Genomic DNA, 26088 nt, shown 5'->3' with positions numbered 1-26088 from the left:
GAAACTAAAAATATGTTAATATGCGCGGTTAAAATTTTAAAACTAAGGTTTGAGATGTTTAAAAAGGTCATCCACGGGATTTTTGGTACTAAAAACGATAGGATCGTCAAACAATACGCCAAGCGCGCAGCACAGGTCAGTGCGCTTGAAGAAAACTACGCGGCGATGGACGATGCGGCGCTTAAGGCGGAATTTGAAGCGTTAAGAGCGCAAGTTCGCGCGGGCGAAAAGAGCACGGATGACGTGCTTAACGAAGTATTTGCTATCGTGCGAGAGGCGGGCAAAAGAGTGCTAAATATGCGCCACTTCGACGTTCAGCTGATAGGCGGTTTGGTGCTAAACGACGGCGCGATTGCCGAGATGAAAACGGGCGAAGGAAAGACCCTCGTAGCGACTTTGGCGGTAGTGCTAAATGCGATGGAGGGCAAGGGTGTGCATGTCGTAACCGTAAACGACTACCTAGCTAAGCGCGATGCCGCACAGATGGGCGAGCTATATGAATTTTTAGGGCTTAGTACCGGTGTGATCGTAGGCGGCGAATACGATGACGCCAAGCGCAAGGCTGCATACGCGTGCGACATCACTTATGGCACAAACAACGAGTTTGGCTTTGACTATCTGCGCGATAATATGAAATTTAGCGCGGATGAAAAGGTGCAGCGCGGGCATCATTTCGTAATCGTCGATGAAGTTGATAGTATTTTAATTGACGAAGCCAGGACGCCGCTCATCATCTCAGGTCCTACGAATCGCACTCTAGACGGCTACGTCAAGGCAAACGAAGTGGCGCGTGCGATGATCCGCGGCGAGGCGCCTGCAGATCCGAAAGGCAAGGCGACGGGCGATTTTACCGTAGATGAGAAGAACCGCGCCGTTTTGATTACAGAAGCAGGAATCTCAAAAGCCGAGAAGCTTTTTGGCGTCGATAACCTCTATAGCCTTGAAAATGCAGTGCTTAGCCACTACCTTGATCAAGCACTTAAGGCGAATTATCTATTTGAAAAAGACGTGCACTATGTCGTGCGCGACGGACAGGTCATAATCGTAGATGAATTTACGGGTCGTCTTAGCGAGGGGCGCAGATTCAGCGAAGGCTTGCACCAGGCGCTTGAGGCAAAAGAGGGCGTGCAGATCCAAGAGGAGAGCCAAACCCTTGCCGACATTACCTTTCAAAACTACTTCCGTCTTTACGAAAAACTCGCCGGTATGACGGGTACGGCACAGACGGAAGCAACGGAATTTTCTCAAATTTACAAACTCGAAGTGGTCTCTATCCCTACGAATGTGCCGGTTATCAGAAAGGATCAAAACGATCTTATCTACAAAACCGAGCGCGAGAAATTTGATGCCGTCATAAATGAGATCAAGCGGCTAAATTCTAAAGGTCAGCCCGTGCTAGTGGGTACGGCGTCGATTGAAAAGAGCGAGAAGCTGCACGAGCTTTTGGTTAAAGAAAACATCGCGCACTCCGTGCTAAACGCCAAAAATCACGAGCGCGAGGCGCAGATCATCAAAGACGCGGGCGTAAAGGGCGCAGTTACGATCGCTACGAATATGGCGGGACGCGGCGTGGATATCCGCATAGACGACGAAGTGCGCGCTTTGGGCGGGCTGTATATTTTAGGTACCGAGCGTCACGAAAGTCGCCGTATCGATAATCAGCTCCGCGGTCGAAGCGGACGTCAGGGCGATCCCGGCGAGAGTAGATTTTTCTTAAGCTTGGAGGATAACCTGCTTAGAATTTTCGGTAGCGATAAGATTAAAAATATCATGGATCGCTTAGGGCTAAAAGATGGCGAGCATATCGAATCAGGCATGGTTTCGCGCGCAGTAGAGAACGCGCAGAAAAAAGTCGAGAGCTTGCATTTTGAAGCGCGTAAAAATATCCTAGAATACGACGACGTCGCAAACGAGCAACGCAAGACGATCTATAAATATCGCAACGAGCTTTTGGATCCCGACTACGATCTGAAAGATAAAATCATCCAAAACCGCGAGGAGTACATCTCTAGCGTGCTTGAGGAGCTTGAAATTTTCGACGGCGTAAATATCAAAGAGATCGATAAATTCCCGATTGTCGCCAAAATCGCTCAAGAAACGGGCGAGGTACTCGAAAACAGCGAGCTTGAGAAGGTCGATGATTTCAAAGAGCTGAAAGAAAAGATCATCGGCGCGCTTGCCGTTTCGTATGAAAACAAGATGGCGCCGATCGATCCGCAGCAGCGCAAAAGTATCGAAAAGATGCTTTATCTGCAGATCGTCGATCGTGACTGGCGGGAGCATCTGTATCAGATGGATATCCTAAAAGCGGGCATCGGACTTCGCGGCTACAACCACAAAGACCCGCTTACAGAGTATAAAAAGGAGAGCTACAATCTTTTTATGGAGCTTGTAATGCGCCTCAAATCCGACAGCATCCGCTTGCTGCATTCGATCCAGTTTAAATCTAGGGAGGAGATCGAAGCCGAACAGCGCGCGATGCAGGAGCGCATGGAGAGCTCAAACGCCAAAGAACTCGCCGCCGCAAGCACGAATGAAGCGCAGCTAAAAGGCTCAGACGAGTTTGGCGACAAAAAGCCTAAGCGCAACGATCCTTGCCCTTGCGGTAGCGGCAAAAAATACAAAGACTGCCACGGCAAGGGCGGTCCGAAAAAAGGCGGCTTTGCAAGGTAGGCGCGGCGATTGGTCGTAAGTATCGCGCGATCGGTGATCTTGATTGCGAGCATTGCGCAATCGGCGCTTCTCGATCTTGCTTTTGTATTTAGCGGATCGGTCGAGGGCGAAAGGCGTCATAAAATTTTAAAGAGGCTTGATCGCGAGGCGGTGCGGACGGAAATTTTAAAAGAGTTTGATTGTGAGGCGGCGCGGACGGCGCGCGAAGCTGCGCGATGGGGCGGAATTTTAGTTTGAAATTGTAAAATTTCAAAATATGCCTGATACTTTGCCGCATATTTTCATGGCGCTGTTGCGGCGCACCGTGCGGCAAAACGCAAGCCAATCAGCGCGTGATACTTAAATTTAGTGCGCTGCTAGGATACTGTGCGCATTTAAAATTTTAAATTATGCGATTACGAGCGAGCTTTTTAAGCGAAATCCGCTTTTTAAATTTTAAGAATTTCAAAATTCTAAAAAAGTTTTAAATTTCTAAAATTTTAAAATTTTAAGGCGTTTGAAATTTTAAAATTTATAATTCGGGTTTAAAATTTCGAGGTTTTGGCAAGACGATATGTTTGATTTGCCGTATCGGATATATTGGGGGCAAATTTCATTGCGTATAAATAGATTTCGGCGCGATTTTAAATTTTCAAAATTCGCTGGAGCTTCTATATTTGACGCCGCAAAACCCGTTTTTGGAATTTTAAAATTCCAAAATACTTAAAATTTCACATATAATTTAGCGCTAAATTTTATGTGAAATTTTACAAGGACGGCTTTTTGGTAAAGTATTTATTATTCAAATATCTCAGATTCGACCGCTCTCAGCCCTTCATTACGCTTTCGGCGCTGCTTGCGTTCTTGGGCGTCGGCGTGGGGCTTACGGTGCTCATCGTCGCAATGGCGATAATGAACGGCTTTGATAAAGAATTCGAGCGCAAGCTCTTTACGATGAATTACCCGATCACGATCCACAGCCATTTTCGCGGCGGTATTTCAAAAGACGACGTGGAGGGACTGCGGGCGGACTTTCCCGATTTGATCTTTAGCCCGTATATTAGCTCGCAAGTTATCGCTAAAAGCGGCGAGAAGCTCGAGGGCGGGCTGATTTTCGGCGTAAATTTAAACGACGAAAAGCGCATCAACTCCGTCGTCGCAGCAGGCGCCAAAGACGCCAATCTAACGGACTACGGCATCATGATAGGGCGCGGGATCAAGGACGAGTTTATGCTGGATGAGGGCAGCAAGATCACGATGATCTTTACGAAGAGCGATCCGGGCGGCTTTGCGCTAATCCCCAAGATGAAGCGTTTTGATGTGCGCGCGGATTTCAGCTCGGGGCTCATCGCCTACGACAAGGCGTATTCTTACGCGGATGCGAGCGATCTAGCCAAAATTTTGGGCTACGACGAGGGAACATTCGACGGCGTGCATGTTTTTTCAAACGATCCGTTTAAGGACCTGGAGCGCATCAAAAAAAGCCTTCCTAGCGGTGCTAGCGCCGTAGGCTGGTGGCAGCAAAACGGCAATTTTTTCAGTGCCCTTGCGCTTGAAAAGCGCGCGCTTTTCATCGTGCTGATGCTAATAATCCTGGTCGCGAGCCTAAATATCGTAAGTTCGCTTCTGATGACCGTGATGAACCGTCGCCAAGAGATCGCGCTTTTACTTAGCCTGGGTGCGAGCAAAAAGGAGGTTAAAAGGACCTTTTTCGCGCTCGGAGCCACGATCGGCGGCGGCGGCATCATATTCGGGCTTATTTTGGGCCTATTTGGCGTATGGCTGCTCGGAAGCTTCGACATCGTAAATCTGCCGGCCGACGTTTACGGAAGCTCGAAGCTGCCGATGGAGCTTTCGCTAGGCGATTTGGCGATGATTTTAATCGGCGCGGTGCTTATCGTAGCGCTTTCGTCATGGTATCCGGCCAAAAAAGCCACGCAGATCGACGTATTGCAAACACTGCGCAACGAGTAAATTTAAACGCGGCTCTTTAAAATTCGGCGAAATTTTAAAATTCCAAAGCGGCGCGGTTGTATTTAGCAGTGTGTTTTGCGCGGCATTTCGGCGCGCAAGACAGAAGCTACACGACCTTGAACGACGCGCATCGTGTAAAATTGCACTAAATACGATTTGCGTCGCCAGAATTTTAATTTTTTAGTGAGATTGTAAGCTGCGCGAAGCCTAAATTTTGACGAAATTTGTGTCGTTAGAATTCGCCAAAATTTTAAATTTCAAAGGGGATAAAATTTTTATGAGTGCTTTGAAAAATTTTATGAAATTTTGCAACCAATCAAAGATAAAATTATAAAAATTTTGAAAAGGATATATGGTGCAAAAGATCGTTTTATTTCTGTGTGCGGCGCTGTTTATATGCGGCTGCTCTAGGAGCAGACCGCAAGATGTCCCAAAGCCAGAGCAAAATAAGGCACCGAGCCACCATTATACAGGCTACTATTACGCATAGCGTATATTGCGCGGCGGGCGACGATACGAGACGTTTAATGGCGAGAAAATGGAAACATTGTAGTTTTTGCTCATTCGTGGACAAAAGTTCTCAAGCCTGCAATACGAGCCTTAGCAGCGTCTCGGCCTGAGCGTAGCGGCGCCAAGGCGTTTGTCCGTCTATAATGACGATAAAATTTAGGCTTATTTGAGCAGGACGAAATTCTTTTTAAAATTCTTTCAAATTCCCATAAATCCCGCGAAATAAATCTAAATTTTATAAATTTTAGGGTAACATTCCCTATTTCTCAAAAAGGCTTTAAATGACTTTAATCGACGGCAAAAGCATAAGCGCGAAGGTAAAAGATGAGATCAAATCGGCCGCTTCGGATCTTGCCGCAAAGGGCGTAAAGCCCGCGCTGGCGGTCATTTTGGTGGGCGAGGACGCGGCGAGCAAGACCTATGTCGCGAGCAAGGAAAAAGCCTGCGCCGCCTGTGGGATCCGCTCCGTAGCGCACCGCTTGAGCTCCGACGTGGGCGAGGCGGCGCTTTTAGAACTGATAGAAAATTTAAACGAGGACGAAAGCATCGACGGCATCTTGGTGCAGCTGCCGCTTCCAAAGCACATTGATACGAATAAAATTTTAGAAAAAATAAGCCCGCAAAAGGACGTGGACGGATTTAGCGCGATAAACGTAGGCAAGCTTACTAGCGGGCTTGCGGACGGTTTTGTGCCTTGTACTCCGCTTGGCGTGATGCGCCTGCTTGAGGAATACGGCGTGCAGATAGCGGGTAAAAACGCCGTCGTGCTGGGCCGCAGCAATATCGTCGGAAAGCCGATGGCGAGCCTGCTGCTAAATGCCGACGCCACCGTCACTATCGCTCATAGCAAGACGAAAGACTTAAAGCGGATTTGCGCAGACGCCGACATTTTGGTCGCGGCGGTCGGTAAGGCGCATTTTGTGGGCGCCGATATGATAAAACAAGGCGCGGTAGTGATCGATGTAGGGATAAATCGCGGTGAAGATGGCAAGCTAAGGGGCGACGTCGATTTTGACGCGGTAGCGCCAAAATGCTCGTTAATTACTCCAGTGCCAGGAGGCGTGGGGCCGATGACGATTGCGATGCTTTTGAGCAATACGATAAAATCGGCGAAAAATCGCTTAAGACAAAGAGCCTAAATGAAAATACTAAGCAAAATTTATCACTTTTTATCAAGTTGGACGGGGACGGTCATCGTCGTTTTATTCGTCATTCTTTTTGTGGCGCAAGCCTTCGTGATCCCTAGTGGATCGATGCGCACTACGCTTTTGGAGGGTGATTTTTTATTCGTTAAAAAATTTAGCTACGGCATCCCGACTCCGCATATTCCCTTTGTAGAGTGGCAGGTAGCTCCTGATAGCGACGGAGATGGGCATATCATCCGTGGCGAGGGTCCGAAACGCGGCGACATCGTGGTTTTTCGCTATCCGCTTAATGAAAAAATGCACTTTGTAAAGCGAAATTTTGCCGTAGGTGGCGACGAGGTGATATTTGATCTGAATAATTTCTACCTTCGTCCACATGAAGGCGACGAGTTCATTGCCGCAAACTACGATGCTCGCGACATTGTGATTTTAGGTGGCGAAAAATATGTCAAAGAGCCGTATAAATTTAAGGGCATTCACTACGACCCTAATGCTAGAAACTCAATGCTAACAAATGTCAAAATCGCACTTGAGAAGGGTGAATTTTCTATGAAGCCCATTAGTTTAAGTGAAATTCCTCATAGCTTCGAAGCTGCGGGGATAAGCTTCAATGCCTTTTACATCAAAGTGCCGCAGGATGAGTATTTTATGATAGGTGATAATCGAAATAATTCCGCCGATAGCCGCTTCTGGGGTCCGGTACCTTATCGTCTGATCGTCGGCAAGCCATGGTTTACCTATTTTAGTATTGACGCCGATCGCAAGATCCGCTGGGAGCGTATCGGGCGCTTCGTCGATACCTTGCAAAACGACGAGAGCCTAATCTATGAGCAAAAATAAGGAGCGGCAATGCAAATAAATAAAATTTTCATAGCGAGCGATCATGCGGGCTTTCATGCCAAAGAGCAAGCCAAAAAAGCGCTCGCCGCTTTAGGTTACGAAGCAGTCGATCTTGGCACGCATAGTGCCGAAGCGAGCGTGGACTATCCCGATTTTGCGAACACGTTGGCGGATAAAATTTTAGCCGAATGTGAAGCTTGCGCGCGAAGTGAAAATTTTAAAGAAAACGACGGCATAAATTCCGCTGCAGCCGCGGAAAATTCCGAAGCAGGCGGCAGTGAAAATTTCGGCGCAAGTATAAACGGCTGCGGAAATTTTAACGACGCTGTGCAATGTAGTGGGAAAAATGAAAATTTTAACGCTGCCAAAAACACTAGTCGTCAAAATTTTAACGCTAGCGAAAGCATGACTATCAGCGTAAACGCAGCCGTAAGCTCGAATGTGAGCAAAGATAAAATTTTAAATTCCACCGACTACGGCATTTACGGTGTTTTGATTTGCGGTACGGGCATCGGTATCAGCATCGCCGCAAACCGTCACGCTCACATCCGCTGCGCGCTGTGTCATGACGTGACGAGTGCGCGGCTGGCTAGAGAGCACAACGACGCCAACGTCCTAGCCTTCGGCGAGCGATTGATGGGCGCGCTGGTGATCGAAGATATGATTAGGGCATTTTTTAGTACCGATTTTGCGGGCGGCAGGCATATTAAGCGCGTCGCAAAGCTAGGTGCTTGCGGTAGTGTGAATTGCGCGCATGGATTTGATGGGGAGAATTCCATGCAGAACTCCGCTCAAAATTTTGCGGAACAAAACTGTAGCGCTAATTTAAACGGGCGGAATTCCAAATTAAGCTTCGGTGGTAAAAATCCTTCCGACAAAAATCACATCGGCACGAATTTCACGCCAAATTTTGCGCGGAGCTTTAACGATAAAAATTCCTTATTTACCAGCGAGAATTCCTTGATGAGCTTTTGCGGTGCACGTCATATAAATTTAGATTCGACGCACGCAAAGATAATCTTTAATGAGAAAAATCCGCTAGATAAAAATTCCACTAGCACAAATTCTACGTTAAATTTTACGCGCGCGAGCGTTTGCAAGAAAAATTTCGCTCAAAAAGCTAGCCGCAAAGATTTTGTCGGTTTGAACCCCACAATTATAAATTTCAAGGTTACAAATTCCTTCTTTATGAACGTTAAGCCAAAAAACGCAAATTGCGCCAGTACGGGTTTAACAGATGCGAATTTTGCTATTACGAGCGTAAATTTAAAGGGAGCAAATCTTTCTAGTGCGTATTTTAACGCAACACTCGCTACTATGCGCCGCTTTGCAAATCCAAATGAAGGAGGCGAGCAATGAGCGTAGCATTGGGTGTTTTAGCGCTATTTTTTGCAGCGCTACTTATTCTATCGATCCGAAAAAATTCTAAAATTTACGCCCTTCTTCGTAAAAGCGAGCAGAAAATTTCAAAGCTTAAAAGCGATAACGAAAAGCTCAAAACTGCCCTTCGCTTCGGCATTGAGGCTCTGCAAAACGAGGAGAGCGAAAACTGCAGCTTAAAAATCCAAAACGCAAGATTGAAAAGAGGTAAGCTATGAAAAGCCTAAGCAGCGAGCAAAAAAGCTATTTATTTCGCTCGATCCGCACCGTGCGCGACTTCCCAAAGCCCGGTATTTTGTTTTACGATATCACGACGCTCGTAGGCGATCGCGAGGCGTTTAATTTCCTGATTGATCATCTAGCCGAGCGCTATGCTGATTACGGACTTGATTACATAGTAGGCATAGAAAGTCGCGGATTTATTTTTGCAGCGGCGCTTGCTGCGAGGTTGAGGGTCGCTTTTGTGCCGATTAGAAAGCCAAAGAAGCTTCCTTATATCACGATTTCGCAAAAATACAGCCTTGAATACGGCTTCGATCAGGTCGAGATGCACGTGGATGCATTCTCCGGCGTGCAGGATGCCAAGGTGCTTCTAATTGACGATCTTATCGCCACCGGAGGCACCGCACTAGCGGCATTAGATCTCATCGCGCAGACGCAGGCCAAGTGCGTCGAGGCGTGCTTTTTATTAAATTTGCGCGAGTTAAACGATCTAGGCGAATTTTCGCGCCGCACAAACGTTTATTGCGTTTTAGAGGCGTGATTTTGGAAGAGCTACTTAAAAATTTATTACAAGAATACCACCAATACGCCTATATCGTGCTTTTTGTTTGGTGTATTTTAGAAGGCGAAATCGCACTGATTTTAGGCGGCATAATGGCGCACGAGGGACATATAAATTTGCCGCTAGGTATCTTTGTTGCGGGGCTTGGGGCATTTTGTGGCGATCAGTTTTATTTTTATATCGGTCGCTACAACAAAAAATATATCAGTAAAAAGCTCGCGGCACAGCGCCGAAAATTTGCGATCGCGCACCTGCTTTTGCAACGCTACGGCTGGCCGATAATTTTAATGCAGCGCTATATGTATGGCTTCCGCGTCATCATCCCGATGAGTATCGGTATCACTCGCTACAGCGCAAAGAAATTTGCGATTATCAATCTTTTTAGTGCTTGGTGCTGGTCGGGTGCGACGATGGTTTTGGCGTGGTATTTCGGCGAGGAGATTTGGAGTGGGCTGCGGCTAATCGAGAAACACTGGTATTTTGCGATACCTATTATAGGCGGAATTTTATATTTATTTTTTAGGTTATTTAAACGTATGGAAAATCACTTTATGAACTCACGAAAGGAACGAGATGAAAGTAAAACTGCTAGATCGCAAAATTAACGAGATAGAGGCGGATTTTGAAGTTATTTTAGTCGTGGATAAAAATTTAAATCACGAATTTATCAAAGACGCGGATAAGCTTGCGCTTTTTAACTACAAAGGCGAGGGCAATCTACTCCTTGCCGAGAGCGGGCGGTTGTACGTGGGCGTTAAGGAACTTAGCTTCGATAGGCTGCGAGCGGCGCTTGCGAGCGCATACAATGCGCTTAAGGGCTACGCGATCAAAAATTTCAAAATCGCCTTTTACAAATGCGGCTGCGACCGCAGAAGTACGATGGCGATGGTCGAGGGCGTGCTTTTGGGCGGCTATGAGTTTAACAAATACAAAAGCGACAAGAAAAACTCCAGCTTGAATGAAATTTTAATCTCGACGCAGGAGTACGGCGGCAGTAGCCCCGACGTGCAAAAGATGAACTACGGCGTGCAGCAGGGCACCGTGATGGCAAACGCCGCAAATTTTGCGCGCGATGGCGTCAATGAGATTCCTGAAATTTACACGCCCGAAAAGATGGCGAGCGAGGCTGAAATTTTAGCCTCGAACTACGACGACGTGAGCGTTAAAATTTATGACGAGGACTTTTTGCGCGAGCAGAATATGAATGCGTTTTTGGCGGTCAATCGCTCCAGCGCTCATCCGCCGCGCCTAATTCATCTGATCTATAAGCCGCAGCGCTGCCTAAAGCGCGTCGTTTTCGTGGGCAAAGGGCTTACTTACGACAGCGGCGGGCTAAGTTTGAAGCCGAGCGATTATATGCTTACGATGAAAAGCGACAAAAGCGGCGCGCTAGCTGCGATGGGCATCATCAAGGGCGCTGCCGAGCTCGAGCTGCCGTTTGAGATACACGCGGTCATCGGCACTACCGAAAATATGATCGGCGGCGATTCGTATAAGCCCGACGACGTGCTACTTAGCCGCAGCGGCGTAAGCATTGAGGTTCGAAACACCGACGCGGAGGGCAGGCTCGTGCTTGCCGACTGCCTAAGCTATGCACAGGATCTTGAGCCAGGTCTGCTAATCGATATGGCTACGCTTACCGGCGCTTGCGTCGTGGGGCTTGGCGAATACACGAGCGGCATCATGGGAAACAGCGAGGAGCTAAAGCGTAAATTTAAAGATCTTAGCGATTGTAGCGGCGAGCTATTTAGCATTTTGGAATTTAACGATTATCTGCGCGAGCTAATCAAAAGCAGTATCGCGGATGTCTCTAACTGCGCTTCCAGCAGGTACGGCGGCGCGATAACCGCGGGGCTGTTTTTGGATAAATTTATAAAAGACGAGTATAAAGACAAGTGGCTTCACCTCGACATCGCAGGGCCTGCATATTTGGAAAAGGCGTGGGGATATTACGCTGCGGGCGCGACGGGTGCGGGCGTGAGAGCAAACTTATATTTTTTGCAGGCTCTAGCCAAAGAGCTGAAGGACGCGTAGATGGGGCTGTCAGTAGGGATCGTAGGGCTTCCGAACGTCGGTAAATCCACCACTTTTAATGCACTTAGCGGCGCGCAAAACGCGCAGGCGCAGAACTATCCGTTCTGCACGATTGAGCCTAATAAAGCGATCGTGCCCGTGCCCGATGCCAGGCTAGGCAAACTTGCACAGATCGTTAAGCCCGGTCGTATCGTACATTCGACCATCGAGTTCGTCGATATCGCAGGCCTCGTGCGCGGAGCTAGCAAGGGCGAGGGGCTAGGGAATAAATTTCTTTCAAATATCCGCGAGTGCGAGATCATCCTTCATATCGTGCGTTGCTTCGAAAGCAGCGACATAACCCACGTCGAAGGCTGCGTCGATCCTATCCGCGACATCGAGATCATCGAAACCGAGCTTATTTTATCGGATATCGAGCAGCTTGGCCGCAAGATCGAGCGCCTCGGCAAGGAAGCTAAAGCAAATCAAAAGGGCGCTAAAGAGGCACTAGCCGTAGCAAGCGAGCTTTTGGCGCATCTAAACGACGGTAAGCCCGCTTCAAATTTCGCGCTCAAAGAGGACGAAAGCTACATCACTTTAAATCGCGAGCTGCGCCTGCTTAGCGCCAAAGATGTAATCTACGGCGCAAATGTGGATGAAGACGGTATCGCGCAGGATAACGAATATGTCGCGCGCGTAAGAGAATACGCAAACGCCCGCGGTGCCGAGGTGATCAAGCTCTGCGCCAAGATCGAAGAGGAGCTCATAGGGCTAAGCGACGAGGAGACGCACGAGATGCTGCAAAGCCTGGGCGCACAGCAAAGCGGGCTGGAGCTCATCATCAAGCGCTCCTTTGCGAAACTCAGCCTCATCAGCTACTTTACCGCGGGCGAGATGGAGGTGCGCGCGTGGACGATCACGAAGGGCTGGAAGGCTCCGAAGGCCGCGAGCGTGATCCACAACGACTTTGAGCACGGGTTCATCAGAGCCGAGGTGATCGGATTTGATGATTTTATCGCGTGCGGCGGCGAGAGCAGGGCGAAAGAAGCGGGCAAAATGCGCCTTGAGGGCAAGGACTACGTCGTGCAAGACGGCGACGTGATGCATTTTAGATTTAATGTTTAAATTTGCGCTGCATTCGAGCGAAATTTAAAATTTTACGGAGTTTTAATTTACGCCGAATTTGCACACCCGATTCAAATTTTTAAATTTGCGAAATTTGAATTTCTATGGCGTGTGAGAATTTGAAAATTTAAAAATTTTAGTTGAAAGCAGCGATTTAAAATTTTGAAATTTCATAAAAAATCCCCGGGATCGAACGTATGCTCGGGTTCGGCTCGATTTTAAAATTATATAAATTTAACTCGCGCAGGATGGAACTTTGAATATTATCGTAAGCAAGCTCAACTTTACAATTCTATGCACTTTAATCCGCCGTACCTTTCGGTGGGCGAATTTCGCGCACAGACTATAGATATGACCTTCTGCCAAAATCTGAAGCTAAAAGCAAAATCACAGGCAGAATCGAAAATTTGAGCGTCCAGACATTGCGAAAAGTATCGACACATTCGTGCTTTTTGAGATTAAGGGTGTATGTTTTCGCATACGCTGCTCGGTTTTAGAGAATTTCTATGATTGCGTATCGTTAATATTTATTTTAATGGGGCTTCTCGCCTATCTTAACGCGAGTGTGCAAAAATTAAAATTTTAGTGCGAATACCACAGAAAGTAGCGCGTATTTTACGAAATTTTACCGAAATTTGGAGGAAAATAATGTGGCATTTAAAAAAGAAAGCTTCAAGCAAATTGAAATTTTTCACAATTATCGGCAAGATGGAAAACTTAGAAACAGACTGGGGGCGAGACGGACTCTATGTAACATTTGAAGTAAAAGGAATAAGATTTTTCGACTATCCCGATCAATGGTTTGCTGATAACGGCGATATAGTCGAGGTAACGTATTGTTATCTTTCACCTGAGTCACCTAGCGTAACGCATGTTTTGATTTTAGCTAAGTATTCAAATTATATGGGAGTGAAACAGGCCCTAGCTATAATTTGGGATTTTATATTAATAGCCTTTTTAATCGTAGCGTTTCTCATATGGTTTTACGGCATTAGTAAGTTGTCCATTTTATTATATATTGCCTTGGGGTTCTGTATCTTACAAAGAGCTTGTAAAAAAATCAAAATTTTATATGAAATCGAGAAAAATAGAGGCTAATTCGTCTTTATTTTTCCGCGTATTAAAGCATAAATAAAAAACATTTGTCTTAAGCATCGTCTTGTACGCCTTATCGTAGGTCTCATTCTGCCGCCGTAGTTTTGCGTGCGGTTGTTAAATGTCTTCGGTGCTTCTAACTCGTCTTTATTAGGATCATACGGCGAGCAAATTTAGGTGATATGAAAGTTTGTCTTTGACCTTAATAAAAAAAGGCTTTATCGATAGAAATGTAAAATTTATACCGCACGGCGGTAGGTTCTGAGTCAAAACCACATAAACGAAAGCGGCGATATACAAATTTAATGCGCGCGCAAAATGTTACCGTTCGGCGAAAATTATATCGCTAAAAATTTTATCGAAATGCCAAAAATACGAAGAGATCTTGCTCTTGCGTTGCAAAGGCTCATTGGATATAAATTTAAAGCGTTAAATTGCAAAGCAGGGCTCAATTCGATCAAATCGAGACTTCGATCCAAAATTCGTTTTAAATTTTGGATCGAAACACACCAAGAACTAAAACGTTATCTCCCAGTTAAATCTAAAATTTCTGCGCGGCGCGTAAAACCTGCCGATGCCCGCACCCGTCGCCTGATCGATCATATTGACCGTTCCAAAAGCCCTGATCGAGCGCGCGCTATCCCAAGTGATATATTTGGCATTGGTTAGGTTGTAAACTCCTAGACTAAAGTTAAAATTTTTTTGCGGCTTTGCATAAGCAATAACGTCCACTACCGTATAATCACCGCTTCGCCAACCTTTGGTATTATCGGTTACGGGCTCTCCGTTTACTATAGAAGCATCGATGTGCCCCCAATATGGATCCGTTCTTTCGACTTGGCTTTTCCAATACATATTGTAGGTATCTTTGCGCTTCTTGGCTCCTACGTCAGTTATGAAAAGATCAATGCCATATTTGTCGCCGGGCGTAGAATAGCCGATATTATAGACGGAAGTAGGCGGTTGGATCGCATTCATCGGCACCTCTTCGCCCCTACTGCATCCGGAGTTTGAATCATTGGCGTTTGAGCCGTTGCTGGCGCACGACATTCTGCCTTTTTGTCTGCTGTATTTATATCCCAGCCTAAATCCCTCCAGGCTCTCCGATACATCGCCGAGCTCCAGATGGGTATTTATCTCAAATCCATGCACTTTGGCGCTATCTCGGTTTACATTTTGATAAAACGGATACGGTATCTGCTGATCTACGACTTGTAAATTTCCCAAAAATTCAAGATCGATAAAATTTTTATAATCCGTCTTAAAAACATCGAAAGTTATGCGGCTTCTCTCGCTATAAAAAGTAAGAGCGATCTCTTTCGTCCTTGCGATTTCTGGTTCTAAAAATATATTAGGACGGATAGAAAAGTCCGGATGCTTAAAGGTCATATACGCCTCATCCGATGTTGGAGCGCGGAAACCCTTGGAGCCTTTTAGCTGAATTCTTATCCAATCGAGCGGGTCTAAATTTAGACCTAGTTTGTATGAGCCGCTTTTGTATTCCTTCTCTCTTAGCAGGAATTTTAAATTTTGCTGATAATTTTCCTCTCCATAAGGAGTGTAGTAACCATGTATTCCGTCATAGGGATTGTAAGGATACGGCACCCACAAACCGGTTATGATGCCTCTGGGCACTTCGGGATAGCCGGTATATTTCGGTTTATGTTTTACCTTGTCGTAGCGATAGCCAAGATCAAAGCCTACATATTTGGTTATTTGAATTTCATCTCCGATATAGCTTGCCGTAGTCGTAGTTTGTACCGGGATCAGATAGGTGCTCACCGCAGTGGTATTGCTTCTTAGATTGCCATTCATATGCCAATCTGGATTTGGCACATTATTTACATTACCGAAAAATATACTATCCCACCATTGTGAATTGCCTGCATAAAACCCGTCTTTGTTCGTCATCGATTTATCGGTCTTATCTAAAAGTCCGCCGTATGATATGGAATTATCGATGATGTTAAATAGGCTAAGCTCTTTCTCAAAATCCAAATTTAATTGTTGCGTTTCGGTATCCAGTGTCCTATCGGTATATTGTATGGAATTATAGCCGTCCGTTCCTGGAGTTAAAAAAGATAATTTATGGTATTTTGTTCCATCATCTGCATCGCTAGAATCTCTTTTTATGGTTCCGTAAGTTCTTCCGTCGGGAAGAGTATGTTTTTCCAGCTCTCTTTCTACGAGTTCATAATTATAATTCCAAGTATTCCCATCGTATGTTTCTTTTAATACTTTAAATTTTTTATTGCAATCTATTTTGGAGCAATCTACATAAGTTGAATGATAAACATCTCCCCACATGTCAATTGCGGATCCAAGATGTGCTTTATAATCGTCGTTAAGCCTAAGCACATTACCCGAGCCATCTCTTACGATATAAGCTTCCTCCGCTACATCCCCGGGATCGACGCTTATAGGTCTATTATTTTTATCTACTAGATTATGCGTACCGGAGCTCGAGTCTAAATGCATTCCCGATGGATTTTGTGTTTGCTGGCAGGCGCTTCCTTGGCAGCCCTCTCTATTGATCGCGCGGTTTTTAATACTCTGCTTTGAGTATGAAATTTTAACGTGATCCCAAAGCGGCGTCTCGCTGAAATTTTCATAGGCAAATTGCACGTTTTTTCTAGTGGAGCTATCGTGGTTTGTCCTATTTCCATATCGTTCCGAAGCATCCGGACGGCTACCCATTCTTAACGTATAAGATAGATCCTCGCCGTCGGAATTTTGCTTCGAGTCATCTATCGCGACCGAAAATCTATTCTCATCGCCCGGCTGAAATCCCACCTTTACGAGCGTACTTTTTTTGGTTATGGTGTATGGATCCGCCTTTTCGCGAGTTTTTCCTATATGAAGTTTGTCCTCTTTACTATCATATATGTCGTAGAAATAGTTTTTTCTTTCATGACCGTGTCTATCGGTGTTTATAACCAAAAGATCAAACCAGCCGTATCTAGCTGCGCCGGTGAAGGAGTGGAAATTTTGACTATCGACGCTTTGATAGCCCTGCTTAAAGCCGAAATGATAGTTTTTTTCCGTCAAGAAATCCCTAGCGTCTTTGGTTTCAAACATAACCGATCCGCCGAGTGCGCCGCTTCCCGCTTTTATGGAGTCGGCTCCTTTGGTGATATTGGCCGTTTTGACGTTTTCCATCTCTACGCCGTTTCTTGTGTTATTAAAATTTCCATACCCCTCAAAGAGGTCTTTAAAGCCCTGCGAGCTTAGAGTCTCCGCTTGACGAAGCCCGTCCACCGTGATAGCCACGCGGTTTTCGTCCACGCCGCGAACGGCGTATCCGCTAGCGCCGAATCTGCCCGTCTCGACCGCTGTGATACCGGTTTGGTATCGCACCAAGTCTCTACTATCGGTGATCTGCTGCTTCTTAATAGTCTGCGCAGTAGTCTTAGTCTCGCCGACCTTTTGCTCGGCTACGCTTTGCGAATCGACATTGCCCGTTACCTGGATAGTTCCTAATTCTTGCGAATTTGCCTGGTCTTCCGCGTAAAGCGAGCCATAAAAGAGCAGCGAGGCATAGAGAGAGAGAGAGAATCTTCTAAACATTCATATTTCCTTACTTAATGATTATAGAATTGATTATTAACGCGGCGAATAATAATACAAAGATTTTTAATGTTTAATTAAATTGCAGTTTAAATTCAAGTATAAATTTTAAATGGCTAAAATTTTGATTTTTAAGAAGTAAAAAATTTTGAATAGTCAAAAAATGCGTAATAGGCGTATTTTAAGCTTTAATATAGCCTAAATTTTGCAAAGCGTTTTTGAAACGGCTAGCAAAAATACTGAAAATTATAAAAGGGTGAATGATAACAAAGCGCATTTTATAATATGTAACGCGCTTTTTAAATCATGATATTTTTGCCGGTAATTTTAAAATTTTGTGCCCAATCGCTGCATTGTAAATTTATAATTTTATAGATTGTTGTCTCTCGGGATTTGTTAGCAGATATATTTATCGGTGCCGGAATAGGGCATAAATTTTTGTCGGACAAAATCCCACCACATAAATAAACTATACCGCCACGTTGCGGCATTGATAATTTACTCGTTTATTCCGCCAAATTAATTCATACCGCCGCAAATTTTATGTTTTAAAATTTCGCGCCGAATCTTTCGTGACTAAAAAATACCTCGCAGAGCCGCCGTGCCCTCTACATGCCTGTACGGCAAGAAATAATGCACAAACTTCGTGCAAGTGCCGTCAGGCACGCATATTTCGGCGCTCAGTCTGTGTTTGACATGCGTAGAATCGAGATCAGGTATCTCTAATTCGCCGCTTTTGTAACCGCTGTAGCCCATCTCTATCGGCACCTCTAGCTCATCCTTTTCAAACACGATGCGCCTGCTTTGCGCCTGCTCGAGTTTGATATTTTTTAGCACTATCCCGGGCGCGCTCACGTGCTCAAATTTTATACTTAGTTCATATGGGGCGCCGGTGGAGTTATCGTCCGAGAAGTCGGGCTTAGGCTCGCGATCATCGCGCCATAATCGTCCGCCGATAGTGGTAGCTCTTAAGCTAGCGCTGATGCTAAAATCCTTAAGATCCAGCGAAGCGCTGCTAAAATCGAGGATTAACGTCCATGATACGACGGTACGGCCGAAAAATTTATCGGCGATCATATATGTGCCGAAAAGCGAGCTTATGACCACCCAAAACAGAAATATAAATTTAAAAACCTTGCGTAAAACGAACTTTAACGTCCTCATCATTATCCTTTCAATCTAAAGCTTAAGCGGAATTCCGCCTGCAATCCGCGGATAAAAATTCCGCGCGGGATTTCGCTTATGAAATTTCGCGCTTTTTGGTCTGCGGCGGAATTTTAAGACAGAATTCTGTGACGAAATTTTACGGTTAAATTATAAAACAAAATTCCGCCCATGAAATTTTGCCAAAACCTCTCCTGTAAAATTCTATGACGAAAATTCGGAGATGAAAATTTATGGGCGAAATTTCATAGCTAAAATTTTACGGCAAGCCTCAGAAATCAACTTCTGCGGCAAAATTCCGCGCCTTAAAATTTTAAGAAAGTATGAAATTTTTTATCTGATCGCAGATCACTTCTTCAGATTGCGCGGCGTCGATTTGCAGGGTCTGAACGCCGCACGCCGCGCATGCCTGCGCCATCAGCTCCTGCACGCGCATTAGATATTTCAGACCGCGAGCCTCGATTATATCGCTGCTAGCGCGCGTTTTGAGCCGTTTCTTGACTAGCTGCTCGTCCGCCAAGAACAGCACGACTTTATCTGCAAATTTGCCCCCGAGCGCAAATTTATTAAGCCCGATGAGTTCGCTAAGATCCGCGTTTTCGTCGTTTGCCAGCGCATAGGCAAGCCCCGAGATGAAGCCGCGATCGCTTAGCACTAGCCTGTCCGCGCCGCCCTTTATCACGCGCTCGTAGTGCTCGGCGCGGTCTGCGAGAAACAAAAGCAGCTCGGCGCGTTTTGAAATTTCGCCGCAGGCCTCGCGCAGATTTACGCTACCGCGCGACCACTTAAAATCCTCGCCCAAAACGAGGCTTCGCACCGCCTCGCCGAGCTTCGTGCCGCCTGGCTCCTTGGTCACGATCGCCTGCGGGAAAGCCGCCGCCAGCCGCGCTATCTGCGTGCTTTTGCCCACGCCGTCGATACCTTCGAATATTACATACATTTTTCGCCTTTAAATTTGAGCGCTATTTTACAAATTTATATCTAAATAGCGGCTTTTTTAAACAGCCGGACGCTAAATTTCGCCTTCAAATCGGGCTTTTGCGCGAGCTTGCGCGAACCGCTTTTGATCTTTCGGCGTAAAATTTTATCGGGCGCTTTGTTGCTAAACACTTATTCTTTGCGGCACGGTTCGCGGTTAAATTTAGCGCTTGGGCGGATGAGCCGCATAACAGCAGGCGAGTAAATTTTGCACTTACGGACATGTACCGAGCGGAGCGCCGGTCGATAAAGACGGCGCGCGTAGATGAGGCGGACAGCGCGTCGAGCGACGCATAGGGTATGTATCGGACGAAGCGGGACGACACATCGGGCAAATTGGATCGGCGTATCGAAGCGAGCAAAGCAATGCGCCACGCAGTAGGGCGAGAGAGTATATGTCGGCAGAGCGGCGTGCCGAGCGAAGTAGGGCGTTATACGGGACATGGCGCGCGTCATGCGAGGTGGAAACGGAGCGGGGTATGCGCCCGGCAGAACAACGGGCGCTAGATAAACGAAAGGCGGCGCGTCGGTGAAGAAGGCGGTGTGAGGTAGCGTATGTTTTTTAGTAAAACAGATAGCGAGTCTGGAAGGCATCGGGCGCCGTATAAAGCATGGTATATTGTCCGATAACGCAGTAGATGCGGCGACGGGCGGACGCCGCGTGCGATGACAAAATATAAAATCGCGGCGCCGATAAAATTTTTAGCCGCCGCAGATCATGAAATTTTGCCGCAATGAGCGAAGGCGCAAAACTCGTCCTACGCGCCGAAAGATGAAATTTTAAATTTTGCCCTTATATGTACTTACAAGCTCGGGATTTATCGCTTTGAAATTTTTCCGCAGATCGCTAAGATCGCAATCGGTAGCCGTGATCGTAAAATCATCCGTCATATCAAGCGCAAATTCGCCAAGACCTGCTTTGAGCTGCTTCACGCACTCCCAAATGAGCTTTTTAGCCTGCGCATATTTATCATTTAGCTGCGTTTCTTGATTGAAAAGATCAAAAATTTTCGCCGTTTCGTAGTCTACTTCGACCTCAGCTCGAAACTCGTAATCAGGAACGAGCCAAAGAAGCCAGCCATCTTTTCGCGCAAGCCACTGCGCGCGCTGTTCTTGCGAACCGAATCCGATGATCGGCGGCAAACTCCTATTGTCGCAAGCTAAATTTATGCAGTAGAGTTTACGGGCGGGCGCGTGCTTTTTGATCGTCTCTTTAATCGCGGGCAGCAGCCTTTGCGCGGCGAGCTCATAAAGCTTTTTGTAGTTCATATCCTTATCGGGCTTTTGATAGCGCACATAACTATTTTCGGTTATTAAGCTCAGCTCGCCCATTGCGTCAAATTCATAGTTTGTTACGTCATTCCTTCTGCCTGCGCGAGGGTGCTCTACATACTCCCGTCTTTGTGCGAGTTTGCCGCCTTTGTAAGTAAAATTTTCTATCCCATAGGCGTTGTTGTCAAAGGCCGAGTAGATGGACTTTAGCTCGCCATCCTCATAGATAAATCTTTTTATATTGAAGCATCCTACGCATCTTTTATTGTAGCAACCGAAATGATATTTTAAAACTTCGTCCCTCCCCCAAAAATAAAGGTTTTCAAAGAAATGTTTTTTGCCGTCATGTTGTCTTTCAAAAACGACGCGATCTTGCGCATCAAAGCCGTATTCGTAGGCGTTTACGATCTTTTTTGGTTTAGCTTTTAAAATTTTGCCCTTAAAGAAGCGGTTATATTCGAAATAAAACGGCTCTAAATTGATATAGCTACCCGACGCCCAGCGCCTGCTTACGACCTGCGCTTCGGCTATTTTATTTAAGGCTTTGTATTCATCTCTCACGCTTTTTAAAAACGTTCGCAGTCTTTCTATCTCATCCATTGCTTCGCTCATTTTTATCTCCCGTGCAGCTTGCAAATTTTGAATTTAGCCGCGCCTGCGGGCTAAATTTCAGTCGCTTGCAAGCTCATTTTTTTAAAAATTTTAAAATTTCGCTTGGCACTAGGTGCGAAACATCGCCGCCGTGGCTCAAAACGGAGCGGACGATCGAGCTTGAGATGAAGGCGTTTTTGAGCGTCGGCATCAAATACACGCTCTCAAATTCCTCCCATAGCGAGGCGTTTGCATAGCCGATCTGCAGCTCGTACTCAAAGTCGCTAACCGCGCGAAGCCCGCGGATTACGAAGCGCACGCCGCAAGATTTAGCAAAATCCACGAGCAGATTATCAAAGCTTTGCACGCGCACGCTGCAAAGCCCGCGCGTCGCGGCTCGCGCCATCTCTAGTCTGGATTTTAGGCTGAAGTAGGGCTTTTTGCTCTCGTTTAGCGCGACTGCGACGATGACTTCATCAAAAAGCCCCAGCGCGCGCTTGATGACGTCCAGATGGCCGTTCGTAATAGGATCGAAAGTGCCCGGATAGATACATTTTCTTGAGTTTTGCATTATTGCCACCTTTTAAATAGCTCGTTTTGCACGCCCAGCACGTCGCACCACTTGCCGATTATGAAATTTTTTAAATTTTGCACGCCGCAGTAGCCTGCGATCACGGGCGGAGCGATGATGACGCCGAGCGCGGCTAGCTCGCTCATTTGTCGCAGGCTGATCGCAGAAAGCGGCATCTCACGCACGCCAAGAACCAGCCGCTTGTGCTCTTTTAACGCGACTGCAGCGGCGCGGGTGCTTAAGCTGTCGCAAAGCCCGCCATAAATTTTAGCCAAAGAGCCAATAGAGCAAGGCGCAAAGATTGTGGCGTCAATGCCGAATGAGCCCGAAGCGGGCGGCGCACTAAGATCGTCGTCGGGATAAAATTTTACGTTCTTAAATTCCGCGGATTTTAAGACCTCGTCCGCATCTATGCCGCTTTCGGCGCGCAGGACGCGGCGCGCACCCTGCGTAAGCACGGCGTGGATTTCATGCGGCGAGCTAGCAAGAAATTTAAGCAGATCAAGCCCGATCTCGCAAAAACTCGCGCCGCTTACGCAAACTAAAATTTTCATTTCAAGGCTTTCATATCGAAATTTTGTGCTTTAAAAGCGAGCGGAACGGAAGGAATTTTAAAATTTGAAGTTGAAATGGAGCGGGAAACGAGAGTCGAACTCGCGACATCAACCATGGCAAGGTTGCGCTCTACCACTGAGCTATTCCCGCATGCGGTAAAAATAAAGCGCGATTGTAGCCTATAAATTTTCATTTGTCAATAATTTCTCGCTTAAATTTCATAAATTTTTACGATTTCTCCAGCGCGAACTTTGTCGCATTCGGGATCAGCCAAGAAAAAATGCGATGCCGCAGCCAGCGGCCTGATGCGCCCAGAAGGCGACGGCATAGGCGTAAAAACTCCGCCTTCATATGCGCCTACGGTTAAATTTACTCTGCCGCTTTTTAGCTTCAGATCGCTTGCGAGCTTGGCATAGATCGCCGCTTCTGCGCTAAAAGCCCCACCTGCGCCGCTAAGCTTAAATAGGATCGGTAGTATGACTGCGCGCGTAAGCACGAAAGCAGCCATCGGATTGCCTGCCATTGCAAAGACGAATTTGCCGTCTTTTGCGAAGCACTTGCTGGGGCGGCCGGGCTTGATATCAATGTGATCGAAAGCCTGCAAAAATCCAAGTTCACTCATAGCGCTTTGCATAAAATCCGCCTCCCCGGCACTTGCTCCACCGCTGGTAATTAGCACGTCAAATTTACGCGTAGCAGCGTCTAGCGCCTCGCACACCGCGCTAAAATCATCCTTTAAAATCCCTAAATACTCATTTTCAAAACCGTATTTTTGCAGCAATGCAGCAATACCACTAGAGTTGGCGTTATAAATTTCGCGCTCACTTGCGCTCTGCCACGGCTCTTTTAGTTCGTTTCCACTGGAAAATAGAGCGATTTTAGGACGCGTGTAAACGCTTGCTTCGTAAATTCCTTGCGCGGCAAGAAGCATGATTTTAGCAGGGTTTAAAATTTCGCCACGGCGCAATAAAAGCTCGCCCGCGCGCACCTCCTCGCCTTTTTTACGAAAGCCGTCGTGGGCATGAACGGAAGCAGGGATTTTTAGAGTTCCGTCTTGCACGTCTACATCCTCTAGCCTCGCGACAGAGTCCGCGCCTGCAGGCATTGGCGCGCCAGTCATTATCTTCTGAGCCTGCCCGGCCTTGATTTCGTAGAATTTCTCATCTCCTGCAAAAATCGTAGGCTCTACGATCCTTAGCTCTTCGTCTTTGAATTCCGCCGCGTAGGCATAGCCGTCAAGTGCCGAATTATCGAAGCAGGGCAGGTTTTTAATCGCAGAAATATCGCTATAAAGGATGCGGTCTAGAGCGCTGGGAAGAGGTACCATTTCGCTCCGCCTGCTTGATGTGATTCTGGCCGTAGCCAAATCTATAGTCTCATTTATTCCTATCATTTTAAGTCCTTTTTATCATTTTTACATTTAAAATCTGCGCAGTTAATATCTCGCGTGGTCTTAAATTTTATGTTGCGCCAAAGCTTGCAAAGCAAAATTTTATCCAAATAAATGCGCGAAATTTTACGGGCTCAAACTTGCCTTATTTTAATGCTAGTGTTACTTAAAATTTCAAAACATATCACTCGTAAAATTCCACTTTGCTTGCTTCCGCAAGATTTTTTATTTCGAAGTCCTCATTCCTCCAGCCTCTGTATATCGGCACCAAGCGCACCAAGCTTAGCTTCCAGTCTCTCATATCCGCGATCTAGGTGGTAAATTCTATGTATTTTGCTCTCGCCGTACGCCGCAAGAGCGGCTAAAACGAGTGCCGAGCTGGCGCGCAGATCGGTCGCCATCACGTCCGCGCCGTTTAGCTTACCGCCGCTGATCGTCGCGATGTGGCCGTTTAGGCGGATATCTGCGCCCATTCTTGAAAGTTCGCTTACGTGCATGAAGCGGTTTTCAAAAAGCCTCTCGTCGATGGTGCTGACGCCCGAGGAGATGCACGCCAGCGCCATAAACTGCGCCTGCATATCGGTAGGAAAGCCCGGATATTCGCTCGTGATAATCTCAACTGGTTTGATCTTTGAAGCGGGCAAGATCGTTATCTCGTCGCCGCCGCTTGAAATTTCAAATTTAAAGCCCATATCTTCAAATTTTGCAAGCACCGCGCCAAGATGAGCCGCGCAAGAGTGCGTGATCGTGATACGAGAGCCCGTGATTGCGCCTGCGCACAGATAAGTGCCCGCCTCGATGCGATCAGGAATGATCGAAATTTCATCCAAGCTTAAAAGCTCGCCGCCACTTCCTTTAATGAGAATCTCGTTCGTGCCGATGCCATCTATGTCGATGCCTGCGCTTTTTAATGCGTTGCAAACGGCGATTACTTCGGGCTCTTTTGCCGCATTTATGATATGCGTGGTGCCGCTTGCTAAAGCCGCTGCCATTACGATATTTTCGGTGCCGGTGACGGTAATTTTGTCAAAATTTATAGTCGCGCCCTTAAGCCCCTTTTTTGCGGTGCAAACGACATAGCCTTGCTCGATCTTAACCTCCGCGCCCATCTTTTCAAGCGCGCTAAGGTGTAGATCGATCGGTCTGGCGCCGATCGCGCAGCCTCCCGGAAGGCTTACCTCGCAGTGTCTAAACCGCGCTAAAAGCGGCCCTAGCACCAAGATCGAAGCGCGCATTTTGCGCACTATATCGTAGATCGCTTTGGTCGAGTTTATCTCGCGCGGATCGATTTTGACGGTGTTGGCGTCGAGAAACTCGCATTTTGCGCCTAAATTTGAAAGCAGCTGAATTAGCGTGTGGATATCGGAAACCGCGGGTAAATTTTTAATTACGACTTCATTTTTTGAAAGGATAGATAGAGCTATGAGCGGCAGTGCAGCGTTTTTTGCGCCGCTTATTTTGACGCTGCCGCTTAGTTTTTTGCCCCCGTTAATTCGTAGATAATGCATGATTTCTCCGTGTAAAATTTCGGCGATTATACAGAATTTAGCTTTAAAGTTACCATTTTGTTACCACTGAGCGCTAAAATTACGCCCAAATTTAATCGTTACATAATTTTATAAGGATTTTTTATATGAAACAACTAATTATTTGCGCTTTGGGTGCGTTTTTGCTGGTCGGTTGCTCCTCAAAAGCCCCGTCTGCCGGCAGTCAGCAAGCGTATGTCTTAAACGATCATGAAGAAGGAATAACTTCGGTGCCGGGAAGCGAGTTTAATCGTCCGCTAATCGCATCTGTAGACGATTACACTGGCACTCGCGCGGGAGGGGACTGCAGCGGATTTATCACCGTGCTAAATGATAAATACGATGATCTGTTTTTTAACTCAAAAGATCTGCCGAAATACTTCACAAACGGACGCAAATCCCAAGCAATATATAATTATTACAGCCGTAAAAATTTACTCAGCAATACGCCGCGAGTGGGGGATTTGGTGTTTTTTCAAAACACTTTGCGTTCTAACAAAGGCAAGGTCAATAACGAGATCAGCCATATCGGTATCGTGCGTGAGATCTATGCTGATGGTCGCGTGAAATTCGTCCACAATACTCGTGGTAGAAATCAAGCGGACTTCGTAAATTTAAATAAGAAAAATGTCCATGTAGCGGGGCAAAAGATGGAAAATAGCTATATCGTGCGCTGCGGCAAAGACCGCATAAGCTGCCTAGCATCGAACCGCTTCGCAGGATACGGACGGGTGAATAACTAGAATTTTGAAAATTCTTTCGCCGTATTTTTTGAAAAATTTCTCATAACTTTTGGAATTTATTAGATTTTATGAAATTTTGTTAGACCTTTTAAAAATTCGCGGCGGTTTGATTTATGCTCTAGAATTTCAAGTAAAATTTTTCAGATAATTCGCTTGTAATTCTAGCTGTGACCTAGTTTTGCAGAATTTATTGAATCCCTAAAATTCTAATCA

21 protein-coding genes, 1 tRNA gene and 2 pseudogenes are annotated in these 26088 nt (G+C 46.3%); 15 read left to right on the top strand and 9 right to left on the bottom strand.

Going from position 1 to position 26088, the window contains the following annotated elements:
• Positions 1-54: 54 nt before the first annotated feature.
• The 14 genes and pseudogenes from secA to Q0600_RS05180 all read left to right on the top strand — a co-directional run bounded on the left by secA (position 55) and on the right by Q0600_RS05180 (position 13521).
• A complete protein-coding gene (gene secA, locus Q0600_RS05245; protein ID WP_298757736.1) occupies positions 55-2673 on the top strand; it encodes a preprotein translocase subunit SecA in 2619 nt (872 codons plus the stop codon).
• A 9-nt stretch (positions 2674-2682) separates the two neighbouring features.
• On the top strand, positions 2683-2910 hold the full coding sequence (locus Q0600_RS05240; RefSeq protein WP_298757733.1) for a hypothetical protein: 228 nt from the start codon (positions 2683-2685) through the stop codon (positions 2908-2910).
• Between the two features lie 525 nt (positions 2911-3435).
• A complete protein-coding gene (locus tag Q0600_RS05235; protein ID WP_298757730.1) occupies positions 3436-4626 on the top strand; it encodes an ABC transporter permease in 1191 nt (396 codons plus the stop codon).
• Positions 4627-4981: 355 nt separating this feature from the next.
• The gene (locus tag Q0600_RS05230; protein ID WP_297917552.1) at positions 4982-5116 is read left to right on the top strand and encodes a hypothetical protein; all 135 of its coding nucleotides are present in this window, start codon (positions 4982-4984) and stop codon (positions 5114-5116) included.
• A 301-nt stretch (positions 5117-5417) separates the two neighbouring features.
• Complete coding sequence (gene folD, locus Q0600_RS05225; RefSeq protein ID WP_298757727.1) at positions 5418-6275, top strand: bifunctional methylenetetrahydrofolate dehydrogenase/methenyltetrahydrofolate cyclohydrolase FolD; 858 nt, start codon at positions 5418-5420, stop codon at positions 6273-6275.
• Positions 6276-7121, top strand: a complete 846-nt coding sequence (gene lepB, locus Q0600_RS05220) for a signal peptidase I (RefSeq protein WP_297882772.1) — start codon at positions 6276-6278, stop codon at positions 7119-7121. It abuts the gene before it with no gap.
• Positions 7122-7130: 9 nt separating this feature from the next.
• Positions 7131-7298, top strand: a pseudogene (locus Q0600_RS05215) (RpiB/LacA/LacB family sugar-phosphate isomerase); the annotation flags it as partial.
• 306 nt (positions 7299-7604) lie between these two features.
• Positions 7605-7850: pseudogene (locus tag Q0600_RS05210) on the top strand (RpiB/LacA/LacB family sugar-phosphate isomerase); the annotation flags it as partial.
• A 626-nt stretch (positions 7851-8476) separates the two neighbouring features.
• Positions 8477-8719, top strand: a complete 243-nt coding sequence (locus Q0600_RS05205; protein ID WP_297882774.1) for a hypothetical protein — start codon at positions 8477-8479, stop codon at positions 8717-8719.
• Positions 8716-9264, top strand: coding sequence for an adenine phosphoribosyltransferase (locus Q0600_RS05200; RefSeq protein WP_298757723.1), 549 nt, complete (start codon positions 8716-8718; stop codon positions 9262-9264). Before Q0600_RS05205 ends, Q0600_RS05200 begins: the two co-directional genes overlap by 4 nt.
• 2 nt (positions 9265-9266) lie before the next feature.
• Positions 9267-9890, top strand: coding sequence for a DedA family protein (locus tag Q0600_RS05195; RefSeq protein WP_298757716.1), 624 nt, complete (start codon positions 9267-9269; stop codon positions 9888-9890).
• A complete protein-coding gene (locus Q0600_RS05190) occupies positions 9859-11319 on the top strand; it encodes a leucyl aminopeptidase (protein WP_298757714.1) in 1461 nt (486 codons plus the stop codon). Before Q0600_RS05195 ends, Q0600_RS05190 begins: the two co-directional genes overlap by 32 nt.
• Complete coding sequence (gene ychF / locus Q0600_RS05185) at positions 11320-12423, top strand: redox-regulated ATPase YchF (protein ID WP_298757712.1); 1104 nt, start codon at positions 11320-11322, stop codon at positions 12421-12423. It abuts the gene before it with no gap.
• A 648-nt stretch (positions 12424-13071) separates the two neighbouring features.
• On the top strand, positions 13072-13521 hold the full coding sequence (locus tag Q0600_RS05180) for a hypothetical protein (RefSeq protein ID WP_298028485.1): 450 nt from the start codon (positions 13072-13074) through the stop codon (positions 13519-13521).
• A 513-nt stretch (positions 13522-14034) separates the two neighbouring features.
• On the opposite strand, the gene Q0600_RS05175 is transcribed toward Q0600_RS05180, so the two are convergent.
• The 9 genes from Q0600_RS05175 to murA all read right to left on the bottom strand — a co-directional run bounded on the left by Q0600_RS05175 (position 14035) and on the right by murA (position 25114).
• Positions 14035-17085 carry a TonB-dependent receptor gene (locus Q0600_RS05175; protein WP_298757709.1) on the bottom strand — a complete coding sequence of 1017 codons (3051 nt, stop codon included), beginning with the start codon at positions 17083-17085 and terminating at the stop codon, positions 14035-14037.
• A 576-nt stretch (positions 17086-17661) separates the two neighbouring features.
• Positions 17662-18249: a hypothetical protein gene (locus Q0600_RS05170; RefSeq protein WP_298757706.1), complete on the bottom strand. Its 588-nt coding sequence runs from the start codon at positions 18247-18249 to the stop codon at positions 17662-17664.
• 313 nt (positions 18250-18562) lie between these two features.
• Positions 18563-19189: a dTMP kinase gene (gene tmk / locus Q0600_RS05165; protein WP_298757703.1), complete on the bottom strand. Its 627-nt coding sequence runs from the start codon at positions 19187-19189 to the stop codon at positions 18563-18565.
• 818 nt (positions 19190-20007) lie between these two features.
• Positions 20008-21111, bottom strand: a complete 1104-nt coding sequence (locus Q0600_RS05160) for a hypothetical protein (protein ID WP_298757700.1) — start codon at positions 21109-21111, stop codon at positions 20008-20010.
• A 73-nt stretch (positions 21112-21184) separates the two neighbouring features.
• Positions 21185-21661, bottom strand: a complete 477-nt coding sequence (gene coaD, locus Q0600_RS05155; protein ID WP_298757697.1) for a pantetheine-phosphate adenylyltransferase — start codon at positions 21659-21661, stop codon at positions 21185-21187.
• On the bottom strand, positions 21661-22215 hold the full coding sequence (locus tag Q0600_RS05150) for a UbiX family flavin prenyltransferase (protein WP_297987790.1): 555 nt from the start codon (positions 22213-22215) through the stop codon (positions 21661-21663). Before Q0600_RS05150 ends, coaD begins: the two co-directional genes overlap by 1 nt.
• Before the next feature lie 76 nt (positions 22216-22291).
• Positions 22292-22366 (bottom strand) — tRNA-Gly (locus tag Q0600_RS05145).
• 61 nt (positions 22367-22427) lie between these two features.
• Positions 22428-23609, bottom strand: a complete 1182-nt coding sequence (locus Q0600_RS05140; protein WP_298757693.1) for a molybdopterin molybdotransferase MoeA — start codon at positions 23607-23609, stop codon at positions 22428-22430.
• A gap of 236 nt (positions 23610-23845) precedes the next feature.
• Positions 23846-25114, bottom strand: coding sequence for a UDP-N-acetylglucosamine 1-carboxyvinyltransferase (gene murA, locus Q0600_RS05135; protein ID WP_298757690.1), 1269 nt, complete (start codon positions 25112-25114; stop codon positions 23846-23848).
• Positions 25115-25239: 125 nt separating this feature from the next.
• Between murA and Q0600_RS05130 the strand changes: the two genes are divergently transcribed.
• Positions 25240-25875 (top strand): NlpC/P60 family protein, encoded by a 636-nt coding sequence (locus tag Q0600_RS05130; RefSeq protein WP_005870540.1) that lies wholly within the window; start codon positions 25240-25242, stop codon positions 25873-25875.
• Positions 25876-26088: the final 213 nt, after the last annotated feature.

The sequence above is a fragment of the uncultured Campylobacter sp. genome, assembly GCF_938041645.1.
GTDB lineage: Bacteria > Campylobacterota > Campylobacteria > Campylobacterales > Campylobacteraceae > Campylobacter_B.
Note: the sequence above shows the minus strand (reverse complement) of the source record. Positions and strands in the feature narration are given on the sequence as shown.